This window comes from Atopobium sp. oral taxon 416 (assembly GCF_018128285.1).
Classification (GTDB): Bacteria; Actinomycetota; Coriobacteriia; order Coriobacteriales; family Atopobiaceae; genus Olsenella_L.
In genome coordinates this window covers 2839085-2850871 of record NZ_CP072380.1, presented here as the reverse complement: position 1 = coordinate 2850871, position 11787 = coordinate 2839085, and the positions used below count along the sequence as shown (strand labels likewise).

14 protein-coding genes are annotated in these 11787 nt (G+C 56.8%); 7 read left to right on the top strand and 7 right to left on the bottom strand.

The genetic code is table 11. The features are described from left to right. Window positions 1-50: 50 nt before the first annotated feature. The 6 genes from J4859_RS14965 to J4859_RS14940 form a co-directional block, all read right to left on the bottom strand. Entirely contained in the window at window positions 51-1424 is a 1374-nt protein-coding gene (locus tag J4859_RS14965) for a PTS galactitol transporter subunit IIC (RefSeq protein WP_212331170.1), read from the bottom strand. Between the two features lie 57 nt (window positions 1425-1481). Then, window positions 1482-1769, bottom strand: coding sequence for a PTS sugar transporter subunit IIB (locus J4859_RS14960; RefSeq protein ID WP_212331168.1), 288 nt, complete (start codon window positions 1767-1769; stop codon window positions 1482-1484). A gap of 61 nt (window positions 1770-1830) precedes the next feature. Further along, on the bottom strand, window positions 1831-2301 hold the full coding sequence (locus J4859_RS14955) for a PTS sugar transporter subunit IIA (protein ID WP_212331166.1): 471 nt from the start codon (window positions 2299-2301) through the stop codon (window positions 1831-1833). Between the two features lie 43 nt (window positions 2302-2344). Next, complete coding sequence (locus J4859_RS14950; protein WP_212331164.1) at window positions 2345-3214, bottom strand: class II aldolase; 870 nt, start codon at window positions 3212-3214, stop codon at window positions 2345-2347. Between the two features lie 324 nt (window positions 3215-3538). Beyond that, entirely contained in the window at window positions 3539-4270 is a 732-nt protein-coding gene (locus J4859_RS14945) for a GntR family transcriptional regulator (protein ID WP_212331161.1), read from the bottom strand. Between the two features lie 43 nt (window positions 4271-4313). After that, entirely contained in the window at window positions 4314-4607 is a 294-nt protein-coding gene (locus tag J4859_RS14940; RefSeq protein ID WP_212331159.1) for a hypothetical protein, read from the bottom strand. A gap of 177 nt (window positions 4608-4784) precedes the next feature. On the opposite strand from J4859_RS14940, the gene J4859_RS14935 reads away from it, so the two are divergent. The 5 genes from J4859_RS14935 (at window position 4785) to J4859_RS17310 (ending at window position 8074) form a co-directional block, all read left to right on the top strand. After that, window positions 4785-5282, top strand: coding sequence for a helix-turn-helix domain-containing protein (locus J4859_RS14935; RefSeq protein ID WP_212331158.1), 498 nt, complete (start codon window positions 4785-4787; stop codon window positions 5280-5282). Window positions 5283-5302: 20 nt separating this feature from the next. Further along, window positions 5303-6148, top strand: coding sequence for an IS3 family transposase (locus J4859_RS14930; protein WP_212331157.1), 846 nt, complete (start codon window positions 5303-5305; stop codon window positions 6146-6148). A gap of 45 nt (window positions 6149-6193) precedes the next feature. Next, window positions 6194-6367 (top strand): hypothetical protein, encoded by a 174-nt coding sequence (locus J4859_RS14925; protein WP_212331155.1) that lies wholly within the window; start codon window positions 6194-6196, stop codon window positions 6365-6367. 562 nt (window positions 6368-6929) lie between these two features. Next, window positions 6930-7409 carry a hypothetical protein gene (locus J4859_RS14920; RefSeq protein WP_212331153.1) on the top strand — a complete coding sequence of 160 codons (480 nt, stop codon included), beginning with the start codon at window positions 6930-6932 and terminating at the stop codon, window positions 7407-7409. Window positions 7410-7690: 281 nt separating this feature from the next. Then, on the top strand, window positions 7691-8074 hold the full coding sequence (locus J4859_RS17310) for an ATP-binding protein (RefSeq protein WP_305852673.1): 384 nt from the start codon (window positions 7691-7693) through the stop codon (window positions 8072-8074). A gap of 555 nt (window positions 8075-8629) precedes the next feature. Here the strand turns inward: J4859_RS17310 and J4859_RS14910 are convergent. Beyond that, window positions 8630-9835 carry an arginine deiminase family protein gene (locus tag J4859_RS14910; RefSeq protein ID WP_212331151.1) on the bottom strand — a complete coding sequence of 402 codons (1206 nt, stop codon included), beginning with the start codon at window positions 9833-9835 and terminating at the stop codon, window positions 8630-8632. Window positions 9836-10064: 229 nt separating this feature from the next. On the opposite strand from J4859_RS14910, the gene J4859_RS14905 reads away from it, so the two are divergent. Together J4859_RS14905 and J4859_RS14900 are read left to right on the top strand one after the other, a co-directional pair. Continuing rightward, window positions 10065-10853, top strand: a complete 789-nt coding sequence (locus tag J4859_RS14905; RefSeq protein ID WP_212331149.1) for an HAD hydrolase family protein — start codon at window positions 10065-10067, stop codon at window positions 10851-10853. Beyond that, the gene (locus J4859_RS14900) at window positions 10846-11727 is read left to right on the top strand and encodes an HAD hydrolase family protein (protein ID WP_212331147.1); all 882 of its coding nucleotides are present in this window, start codon (window positions 10846-10848) and stop codon (window positions 11725-11727) included. Before J4859_RS14905 ends, J4859_RS14900 begins: the two co-directional genes overlap by 8 nt. Window positions 11728-11787: the final 60 nt, after the last annotated feature.

Below are 11787 nucleotides of genomic sequence, written 5' to 3'. Positions count from 1 at the left end.
AGATGACACGAGACATTGCTGCCCCGTGCCATCCATTTGGGAAAAGGAGCCTAGTTCTCAACGGCTTCGGGATGAGTCTGCTTGTAGGTAAGCTTATAGGTAAGGAACACCAATACTGCAACGACCACCGCGATGACCACCGCTACAACGTTCCCAGAGAATACCTGGTAGATGAGGTAACGAAACGGATTACCGCCGTCAAGGAACGCCGTGATATTGCTCCCACCGGCAGCGGATATGTCATAGCCGACCGTTGTCGCAAGCTGGGTGATGAGTGGGGAAGCAGCGGAGCAAATGAGAAGGTCGCCGATGAGGCAGGGAATGGAGATGATGACCGCACGAACGATATTCTGGTTGCACGCAACTACAATCATGGAGCAAAAGACGGCGAGGTTGGAAAGATCGGCGACAGGCAGGGTCTCGTTACCGGGGACAATGAATGCGAGCAAGATTGAGATAGGGGTGAGCAGAAGGCCGGTTGCGATAATCGCTGGGTTACCGACTGCAACGGCGATGTCGAGACCGATGTAGAAGTCCTTACGATCCGGGAACCTCTTCGCCATAAAGTCCTTCACGCCATCTGAGACGGGGATGAGACCATCCATGAGGATGCGCACCATCCTAGGAAGGATGTACATAACAGCAGCAAGATAGATAGCGAGGGTGAGAATACCCTTAAAGTCATAGCCAGCTAAAAGGCCCAGGAGGACACCGAGGATGAATCCAATCATCATGGGCTCACCGAAGATACCGAAGCGTTTTTGGATGTGGACCGGATCCGCCTGCAGCTTGTTCAGACCAGGAATCTTGTCAAGAATCCAGTTTCCAAGCAGACCAATGGGGAAGAATACTGCGCTGGAGAGTGTTGGCAGCGAGATGCCAGGAAGATTACAGTACTTCTGTGTGAGCGGAGCGCACCAGTCCGCAATCTTGATGATTACTACTGCCGCAATTCCTGTTGCAAGGAGTCCAAGGAAGAAATTCCCTGTCGCGATGTAGACAAGTGCTCCGGCGAAGGCAAAGTGCCAGTAGTTCCAGATATCGATATCGACCGTCTTTGTCCATTTGAACGCAAGCATAACAAGGTTGACGATAAGGGTGAGTACGATAGCAAAGGGGGCAATTACCGATCCCCACGTAATTGCCGAGAGCGGCGCCCATCCGAGGTCGACATCTGGTAAATTGAGACCGGTCCTGGTCACGATTGCTTTCGCGGCTGGCCCAACCTGATCCCCCATCAGGCTAAAAATGGTGAACACGCCGACGAAGCCGATACCGACGGTCAGCGCAGACCTGAATGCCTTGCTAGGCTTGATTCTGAAGCACAGCGCCAAGACGAAAATTACTATAGGCAGTATCACGATTGCGCCTAGGCCCAAGAAATATTGGACAAAGTCGTACAGGCCCTTATAAATGCCTTCCATTGCCTATTCTCTCCTATCTTTCGAACTTAAGCTAACTTTGAGCCTGGTTAAGAGCCTCTACTTCGCTAGGATGTCCTTAATCTTCTGAAGGGTCTCGTCCGCCCCAAGCCCAGTCAGAATCGACAACCCGCTAATGACCGGGGCGTTGACCTCATAAGGAATCTGCGTCGTCGCGACGATAAGATCAAAGTCGTTCCCGATGCTCGGGACACTCCCGACATTGCGTTGATCAGCTTCGAAGTCGATTCCTTGGCTCCGAAGGTAATTACAGACCTTCTCCTCGACTACAGTTGACGTCGCTATCCCCGTTGCACAGACGAACAAAATCCTCTTCTTCTTCGACATTTCCTCTCCTATCTTTTAGTTGTTGCATTTGAGAGTTCCTTCCCTTTTCGCATCTTATTGTCTAGAGCGCTCCCTCGGATAAATAGGCACTAACTAAATGAAATAGTTCCTCGTCATTGGGGGCGGAGAAAAGCTGCTGGACCTTCTCCCTCTCTTGGGCGAGCTTGATTACCTTCTGAAGGAATTCGAGGTGTGTGTGCCCATCATCCAACGCAAGCATGAAGACTAGCGAGACGTCGACTGTCTCGTTCGGACTTCCCATCACCCTAAACACTAGGGGCTTGGCAAGAGTGGCAACCGCAATGGTGGGCTTATGTACATACTCAGGATTGGTATGCGGGATTGCAATCCCAAACCCATCGAATGGAAGGCCTGTCGGGTACTTCTCCTCCCTGGAGAGCACATGGTCCGGGTAATCTGCTTTGACAAAACCTGTCCGAACAAGCGAGTCGGAGAGGCTTCTCACGAGCTCATCCTGCGTTGAAACGTCCAGGTTACACTTGACCGCTTCAGCATTAATAGAGACCTTCAAGTTTTTTCTCCTCTCATTCGTCCGGTTGCCGATGATGCCGACTCTATCCCTTCTCGGTTGCGAGCGGCCCGATAAGTGAGTCCTTGTTAATCTCCATGGTCAGCTTGTAGGCCATGTCGGAGACAGCCTGTCTTGCGTCCATGAGCACCGAGGCAAGGTTTGCCTCGTTGTGGTTCGCCTCGTAGCGCTTTGCGACCGCGCGTATATACGCCTGCCTCAAATCGCTCGCGATGTTTATCTTCATCATTCCGTACTGCCTCATCGCACGGATAGTTTCAAACGGGATTCCCGACCCTCCGTGCAGCACTAAGGGAACGGGCGCCACCTTGGAGACCTCTGCAAGAATGTTCAGGTCAATCTTCGGCTTTTCTTCAAGCCCGTGAACGTTGCCGATCGAGACGGCAAGCGTATCGCAGCCCGTCTTCTCGCAAAATTCAGCAACCTGCGATGGATCGGTGTGGCAATTGGCCTCACTGACGTGATCGTCCTCTTTTCCCTTGATTGGACCGAGCTCAGCCTCGACAGGGACATCGTAACAATGGGCAAAGTCAACCGCCTCGCGAGAGAAGCGAATATTCTCTTCAAATGGAAGCGCAGCCCCATCAATCATGACCGACGTAAAGCCCACCTGGACTGCTTGCCTCACGTCGTCGAGCGTCTTCCCGTGGTCGAGGTGTAGGACGAATGGTGTGACGTAGTGCTCTGCTGCCATCTTCGTGGTCTCGGCAATGTAGTCGTAGCCGGTAAGCTTGATATTCGTCGGAGCGATCTGGATGATACCCGGCATACCCGCACGCTGGAACGAGTCCATGATTGCAAGGGTCATCTGGACATCGGTCGAGTTGTAGGCTGGGAGCATCAAGCCATTTTTCTTGGCTATGTTCATGAGTTCCTTCATGTTCACGAGTGGCATTTTCCCTCCAAATGGAATAAATACATGTCCTTACTCGCGAACATTTATACAAAGGTATACAAATCTATGCAAGACTAATGGAGATATACAAATCTCGCATAATTTCTTATTGACAAATGCGTGTTGATTGCATAATGAGACAGATAAGAACACGCTTACCTTGTAAAACAAGTTCTTCGAGATTTCTACTTCAATCCTTTTTCCAAGTGCTATCGACCCTGTTGTCCACCTTGCGTGTACAAAGGAGGTCAATTAGGGGTCGGAAAAACTTGGTAGAATCGCCGGGTATTGCCACCAGCGGTTGCGATTTCAAGGTGAGTGGTATTATGCACGAGGGAGCACTGTCCCAACTACATATCGGTAAGCCTGCAGCCAGACGTTTCCCCATTCGGCAGGCTGGTCGTCCGAGTAGAAGACGTGCTGCTCGAGATGCAGAACTGGGGAGTCAGCACTAACCCCGAGCGCCCTCCCCCTAATCTCTCCTGCAATCTCTGCAGAGTACCTGGCGTTAGAAAACCCGATTTTCTTGCCAGCAAGCCTCTCTATTGTCTGGAAGAGTGTCTCTACTGAAAAATCTACCTTCTCAATTCCGGGAACCTCATCTGCCCTGACGCGATTCTCTATATACATGATGGGCTCGTCACCAACGTACCTCACACGACGGAGAAAGAAGACAGGAGCTCCTTCTTCTATAAAAAGCTCCCTCGCGAGAAACTCATCAGCAGGTACCATTCCCGATTCAAGCTCTTCGGTCCTGAAGTCTATTCCCTGGGACCTAAGCGACTCCGCAAACGAGAGCAGGGTGTTCCCGGTTGGGTGGAGAATTATCCTCTTCTCAGTTACGAAGGTTCCTCTCCCGCGATATTGCACGAGCAGACCCTCGTCGACGAGCATGCGCAACCCACGTTTTACGCATCCTCTGCTAACACCGAGCATCTCGCAGAGCTCGTACTCTGTGGGAATCTTCGTACCCGGCTCCCACTCATGCGCGGAGATTTTATCCCTTAGAAAGTCGGCTATCTGGATATAGAGCGGAACGCTCGTATCTCTCTCCAAAGTCAAGGCTTCTCCTCTCGAACGAAAAAACAGGCCCACTGCTCTATTTGCGCTCACGACGCTCGAGGTCTTCCTCAATCTCCACCTTCCGCCCCTTCGGCGGGATACAGGAGGACGTGAGGGTTGTCCTACCGGGCATCCCGCCACTCTTGACCTTCGTGGCAGAGGATGACAGAATGGGCTCCCAACAGCTGTCCTGTAGTCTTCTTCCCTCCGGCACCATGTGTTCCTCGGATACGCCCCGAGTGAAGTGACTGCCCGCGAAGATGAGGGAGGCGGGGAGCCCCGCCCGGGCAAATATCTCTCCTGACCTCTCGCCTTTGTGTAAGCGCCTCATACGCTCTTCCTTCGTGAACTTCTCATCGATCATATACGAAATCCAGTTCTATCCATGGCCCGCCGTCGAGCGGAATCGAACTATCTCGCGATTCCGTTTTCGGTGTGCGGAATACAGGGTCCAGATCAGTTTGAACTGCCTCCCATTTCCTGGACATAGGAAATGGGAGGCATATTCATGCATACCGATCTGAGGGTCAAGCACGACATCGAGGCAAGGAAGAAGGCGGCAGAGCTCTTCGGGAAAGGACGTGGATACAAGAGCGTGGCGAAGGAGCTCTCCATGCCGCGCAGCACCGTGAGAAAATGGCAGCAGATATGGAAGGCGTTCGGAAGCGAGGCGCTGCTGTCGATGGACGGGAAGCCGGCAAGGTATACATACGGACAGAAGGTCGTGGCCGCGAAGGCCGTCGTCGAGGATGGCATGTCCAAGGGCGATGCGATGGCTAGGTATGGCATCATGTCGCTGGCCCCGCTTGACAGGTGGTGCAGGGCATACCGCAAGGGCGGCGCCGAGGCGCTGAGGCCGAAGCCCAAGGGACGCCCGAAGGGATCGGGGGCCGCAGCGAGGCCGCTCACGCGCGAGCAGCAGCTCGAGCGCAGGGTTCAGCAGCTCGAGGCCGAGGTGGCGTACCTAAAAAAACTGCGGTCCTTGGCCGGAAGGGGAAGGATCTGACCAGGGCGAAGGCAGAGACCGTGCATGCGCTCGCGCAGGAGGGCTACAGGCTCGACGACCTGCTGGCGGCAGCGAGCCTCGCGAGGTCGACGTACCACTATGCGCTCTCCCATCCCGCCAGACCCACCAGGCCAAAGCTCTGGAAGCGCGTGACGGAGATATTCTCGCGCTGCCCCAACGGATGCGGCCACAGGGAGATAGCCATGTGCCTGCGCAGCGAGGACGGAGCGCGCATAGCCGACAAGACGGTGCTCAAGATCATGCACGAGATGGGGATATCCTGCGGCATCAGGCGCGAGACCGACTACCACAGATACAACTCGTACAAGGGGGTCGTGGGCAGCACCTTCGAGAACCTGCTGGGACGCGACTTCGCGGCCGAAGGGTCATGGGAGAAGATGGGGACAGACGTGACGGAATTCAGGTGCTCGTTCGGCAAGGCATACCTCGCGCCGCTCTACGACTTCTCGAGCAGGGAGATCGTCGCATGGTCCATATCGGAGCACCCCGACATGGCGCAGCAGACGGACATGCTCTGCATGCTCATAGAGAAGCTCCCCGCATGGAAGCATCCGCTGCTCCACAGCGACATGGGATGGCAGTACCAACATGAGGCCTATTGTTCCAAGCTCGAGGGGGCAGGGATCGTGCAGAGCATGTCCAGGAAGGGCAACTGCCTCGACAATGCCTGCACCGAGGGTCTCTTCGGCCATATGAAGGACGAGTTCTTCCGCGGGAATGACTGGGACACGTTCGAGGCGTTCAAGGCAGACCTCGAGGCATATATAATCTTCTGGAACACCCGCAGGCGCCAGAAGGCGCTCGGCGGCCTGACCCCGGAGGAATTCCGGAACCAGGCCGTCTAGGCTCAGTCTCTATTAGGGCGTCCAGGATTTGGGGCGCAGTTCACCGTGCAGCGCTACGTGAAGGAGAAGCGCTATGAGATGGCACCCGACAGGGACGCGAGGGGCCTTGCCGGCTTCTTTGCCCTCGAATGGCTACCCGGTAAGTGCCAGGTCGACTTCGGTAAGGCCGATTTCACGGTGAGGGGTGTAACGTCTAAAGGGGGAAGTACCTCACCGTGAGCTTCCCCCCACTCCAACGTGAGCCTGACGCAGGTGTTGTGGGGCGAGACGGCCGAGTGCGTGTGCGAGGGGCTTGCCGATGTGTTCGAGTTCATAGGCGACCTGCCCAAGCGCGCGGTCTTCGACAACGCGCTCGGCATAGGAAGGATGGTCGGCGACGAGATCCGCCTGAAGCGAGCTCTTCCGCCTATTTTGCGCCCACTACGGCCTCTCGTGTTCCTTCACGAACCCCTATTTAGGCAACGAGAAGGGCAATGTGGAGAACAAGGTAGGCACCCATTGCCGGAACATGTTCGTGCCCATGCCGGCCGTGGGCGACGTGGAGCCCTTCAACAGCAGGCTTCTCGAGCAGAGCCTCGCCCTCTCGTAGGGCAAGCCCCACTGGAAGAAGGGCACACCGCAGCTCGACCTGCTCGGAAAGGACAAGGCGGCCCTCTCGGCGCTCGCGCCGCAGAGGTTCTCCTGCAGGAGGTGGGAGACGAGGAAGTGCAGCAAGCAGGACACGTTCACGCTCGGCGGCATACAGCGCTACTGCGCAGGCCCCGCCTGGGCGGGAAAGGAGGTGGCGGTCTTCTTCGGCGCCTTCCGTGTGGAGATCTTCGATCCGAAGACGGGAGATAAGATCGCCAGCTACGAGAGGGAATGGGGGCAGGTCCCGACGGACAGCGCGAATCCTGTGGCGCAGCTGCGTCTGCTGTGCATAAGGCCGGGCGGCTGGAGGGACTGCGTCGTGAGGAAGTCGCTTCCCGAGGAGCTCGACAGCTTCCTCAACGCTAAGCCGAAGGAGTCGCTCCCCGAATCGCTGAGGATGCTGAGGGACGAGAGCGCAGAGCATGGCTGGAAGGCTGCCGTCGAGGGCATGCAGTACGCGCTCGGGGCGACAGGAGGCCACAGCCAGGCATCGGTGTCGCTGTGCGCGGAGAGCGCCACATCGGGCGATGCGAGGATCGACTACGGGAAGGATGCTCCCGACCTCGGCATGTACGACGTGGCCCAGGGCATCCAGAAGGGAGGCGCTGCAGATGCCGCAGTCGAGCTCTGAGCGCGGGGCAGCGCATTTTGCCTTCAGGGAGGCGGCGCGCTCCCTCTTCATATCGTGCGACACGATAGATACCTTCCTTACCACGGCCACGCCGGGGCAGCTATCGGCCTGCACGTCGATGCTGGAGGGCGAGCTCGCCCACAGGCAGCGCCTGCTCAGGCAGGCCCGCTTCCCCGTGCCGAAGTCAGCAGATGGCTTCGACTGGACGAACGTCTCCTTCTTTGACAGCTGGGGCAGAAAGGACATGCTCTTACTCGGCTTCGTCGGCGCGGCGCAAGACCTTGTCCTCTTACGGGCAGACGGGCAGGGGCAAGACCCACATGGCCACGGCGGTCACCATGATGGCCGTGGCCCAGCTCGTCTGCGAGCTCGGCCGCGCCAAGCGCGAGGGCACGCTCGACAGGGTCTTCGCCGACATCTTAAAGGCGCGCCTGCTCATACTCGACGAGTTCGGATACGTCCCGTTCGACGTCGATGGAGCAAGGCTGCTCTTCCAGGTCATATCGGAAAGCTACGAGAGGAGAAGCGTGATCTTCACCACCAACGTCGAATTCAGCCGCTGGAACACAGTGTTCGCCGACGACAAGCTCGCCGCAGCCATCGTCGACAGGGTGGTCCACCACGGGCAGGCTCGTGGAGTTCGGCGGGCCCAGCCACAGGCTTAAGCAGAGCCTCATGCTCGGCAAGTCCGGCAGGTAGAAAGAGATGCGGCGCGCCCGTGACGGAACCCGAAAATATTTCGTGATGAGACCCGAAAGGAGAATCTGCCTAGGACCCAAACTCAGGCTTGACTAAACACACTTTGACCCTGGAATTTAAGGTCCCCGAAGCTCATCTGGCTGTCCATATCTGCCTTTTGGATATGCTGGAATACGTAGCTGTAATTATAATATATCCGCAGGCAGATAGGCATTTATGTGGATATGGGCACTGCGTGGTTCGAGACATTTTGAGCCGGCGGCATACAGCGTGTGGCTCTAGCGACCTCATCGAGCCGAATTAATCATCGTTTCCCTGGATCCGGGAAAATGTCCAGGGTTCCAAGTGAGGGCTCTCCGGGCACCTTACGGGCGAGCCCCTTTCTGGTGGTGCGGTCGGGACGCGTCCGATGGCGTCCGGGGCCGGCTCCGAGGCGTATGCAATCTTCTGGAACGCCTGCAAGCACCAGAAGGCGCTCGGCCTCTATTAGGGCGTCCAGATTCTTCTTGCGTATATCTTGTTTACAGAAGGTCACGTACGAGTGGCATGCTCATGCAATGCGCGCCGCCACGCCCACGCGAGAGTTCGCCTGACGGGAAGGTATGGACCGTGATGCCTGCCTTGTCGAGGAGGTCGAGTGTGATCGGCGTACGCTCGTAGCCTACGACCTCGCCCGGAGCTATCGCCAGGACATTGGCGCCGAGGTTCCAGAGCTCCCATTCCGTATCCACGGGGTTGTCGCCGCCGCAGGGGATGAGACGCACATCGGGGTTTCCTGTCGCCTGGGCAAGAGCTCGGTGCCAGTCCTTGCCGACGTAGTCATAGCCGACGCCTGCAGGTGACGGGAAAAGACGGTAGATGTCCGTTGTGCCATCGATCAGGGGATTGTAGAGGAATGTATCTACGTCGACCATCGAGAGCGAGATGTCGAGATGCATCGAGGAGCGGTGCATGCCGATATCGAAAGCATAGACCTCGGTGTAACCACGCTCGAAGAGGCTGTGGGCGATGTATTCGATCGAGACGGGGCTCGTGCGCTCTGAGCAGCCGATGATAACAGAATGGTTGGAAAGGACGAGCACGTCACCGCCTTCGATGCGCTGAGGAAACGAAAGGTCGTAGAGGTCTTCCTCCTGCTCTCCTTGGAAGGCCTTCGCATGCTGGCGTACATAGCGGAGCACAATCGCCTCACGTTTGCGGACATGCTTCTCCATATGGGAGTAGATCACATCGTGGCCAAGCGAGATCGAGTTGTCGCGCATGAAGTAGATGTTCGGGAGTGGGCAGACGGCAAAGACCGCCTCTCGGGTGCCGAGGTTGCCGAACGAGGTCACATCGGCCAGGCGCGGATCGTCGCTCCTGATGCCGCAGAGCACAGTCTCGACGAGCTCGTCTACCGACATGCGCAGGTAGAGGTCCTCGAGCCTCTCCAAGAGTGCCGGAGACATGATGTGGGAGGCCTCGAGGAACTCCGAGACGAATTCGTAGCGGACCTTCGGCGATTTGAAAGCGGACTTCATGAGATCGGTGAGGTAGAGGACCTCGACGCCGGCATCTGTTAGGATCTTGGCAAAGGTGTCATGCTCCCTCTGGGCTCCGGCCAGATATGGTGTATCTTCGAAGAGCATGCCCTGGAGCTGCGAGGGAAGGACCTGGCAGAACTCGCGCCCGGGCCTGTGGAGCATCACCTTTCTGAGGCGGCCGATCTCCGAATACACCTGTGTCATCTTGAGCCTCGCTTCCTTTTCCTGTACAGGATGTGCCAACCAACGTTGGCTAGCCTATTACATACCCATATAGATATCCAAAACCAAAAGGCATCCGAAACGTGACGCTCCGAAAGTGTCGTGTTTCTGGGGGCCTTTCCCCCTGTTTAGTGGGGTCCGCATGAGAGCGGACGGGAGATGTTTTGACCCGGTATACTTTGGGGGAACGCAGAGGCGAGGGAGCGCGCGGATGGATATGGCATTCTTTGATATCGACAATACGCTAATATGGCGGGACCCGAAGACCGGCTGGGGAAACGAGGCCACCGAAGTCTCGAAGCATGCTATCAGGCGTTTCTGCGAGCTCGGTAATGTCGCCCTGCTTTCTACTGGAAGGGCCCCTCAGGGCATTCCTGCCTGCCTTAAGGATTTGCCGTTCAGAGGTATGCTCTGCTTCGATGGGGCTCTGGCTCTCCTGGATGGGAAGCGCGTCTCTGCACATTTCATCCCGGAATCAGATCTTGCGGAAGCGCTTGCCGAAGCCCTTTGCCACAAGATGGGGATCCTTTCCAGCGGACCCGAGGGGAGGGCCTTCGCGGGTGAGCGGTGCGGCTTCGAGTGGCATGCGGAGCAGGTCGAGAGCATGGAGGATCTGAAGTCTGTTCTGCCCTCTCTTGAGGCGGGAAAGCTGGCCTTCCGCTACTTTGATTTTGGGCACTACCGCGAGAGCAGTTTCTTCCAGACTCACTTTACCTGTTACCAGTCCGCTCCCGACTACTACGAGCTTGTGTGCCCCGGTGTCGGTAAGGATGTGGCGGCACACGACCTCGTCCTTGCGCTAGAAGAGGAGAGCGGACCCGTCGGACGCACGCTTGCCTTCGGCGATTCGGAAAACGATATCCCACTCCTGCGTGCAGCCGATATCGCAGTGGTCATGGGTAACGCGTCTTCTACAACAAAGGAAGTGGCAACCATTGTGACCGACGATGTGCATCACGACGGGGTTGCCCATGCACTGGCACATCTGGGCTATGTCTGAGAGGCACGAGCAGAAAGAAGATGCAGTGAAAGAGATTACACAGGATGGCAGCGTGTACAAGTGCCGCCTCATCCTTTCCGATATGGACAGCACGATCCTGCCTAAGGGGGCAAAGACCGTGAGTGCAAGGACGCATGAGGCATTCCGGAAGGCGCTTTCTGTAGGGATACCGATAGGCCCCTCTTCAGGCAGGGCCAGAAGCTGGATCGCACCGATGTTTTCGGGAGATGAGGCGTGCTGTGCCACAGCTGTGACCACGAACGGCCTCGAGATCTATCTTGAGGGCACCTGCATCCATCATGAATACTTCGGTCACGAGGCCCTTACGGGCCTTCTGGATGTGCTCGAGTATCATCCGGGGTGTGGGTTTCTTTGCTTCGAGGACAGAAAGTCCTATATCGTGCGCGGGACACGGGAAGAGCTTTCTGAGTCCTTCCCGGCATATGCCGAGGCCGCTGAGATGAGAGACACGCTGCCCAACGGAACGATTACGAAGGCGAACATATTCCGTACCGGCATTACGCGTCCCGAGACGCAGAAGCTTGTCGATGCTCTGAGTAGAGAAGCAAAGGGACTCGATTTCGATCTGGCATTTCCTGGCTATCTCAATGTCATGCCTGCTGGTTGGAACAAGGGACGTGGCATCGAGGTGCTCTGCGAGGCTTTGGGCTGCACGACAGACGAGGTCGTCGTCTTCGGCGATGCGAACAACGACCTTACGATGTTCGACGCCGTAGAGAACTCCGTCGCGGTCTCGAATGCGACTGATGAGGCTGCGGCAGCTGCGACGTGGCATATCGGCGCCTGTACGGATGACGCGGTCGCTGCTGCGATAGAGAAGCTGAGCTGTGGCATCTGGCCCTTTCGGAGATAGGTTGTAATCAGTGCGCTGTAATCTTTTGGTGGACAGGGGGACAGCAGGGACTGGCAGTGG

What these genes read in the sequence shown, in the direction of transcription:
- J4859_RS14905 (WP_212331149.1), top strand. Translation starts at nt 10,065, where the DNA reads ATGGATATGGCATTCTTTGATATCGACAATACGCTAATATGGCGGGAC.
- J4859_RS14965 (WP_212331170.1), bottom strand. Translation starts at nt 1,424, where the DNA reads ATGGAAGGCATTTATAAGGGCCTGTACGACTTTGTCCAATATTTCTTG.
- J4859_RS14910 (WP_212331151.1), bottom strand. Translation starts at nt 9,835, where the DNA reads ATGACACAGGTGTATTCGGAGATCGGCCGCCTCAGAAAGGTGATGCTC.
- J4859_RS14935 (WP_212331158.1), top strand. Translation starts at nt 4,785, where the DNA reads ATGCATACCGATCTGAGGGTCAAGCACGACATCGAGGCAAGGAAGAAG.
- J4859_RS14900 (WP_212331147.1), top strand. Translation starts at nt 10,846, where the DNA reads ATGTCTGAGAGGCACGAGCAGAAAGAAGATGCAGTGAAAGAGATTACA.
- J4859_RS14940 (WP_212331159.1), bottom strand. Translation starts at nt 4,607, where the DNA reads ATGAGGCGCTTACACAAAGGCGAGAGGTCAGGAGAGATATTTGCCCGG.
- J4859_RS14950 (WP_212331164.1), bottom strand. Translation starts at nt 3,214, where the DNA reads ATGCCACTCGTGAACATGAAGGAACTCATGAACATAGCCAAGAAAAAT.
- J4859_RS14960 (WP_212331168.1), bottom strand. Translation starts at nt 1,769, where the DNA reads ATGTCGAAGAAGAAGAGGATTTTGTTCGTCTGTGCAACGGGGATAGCG.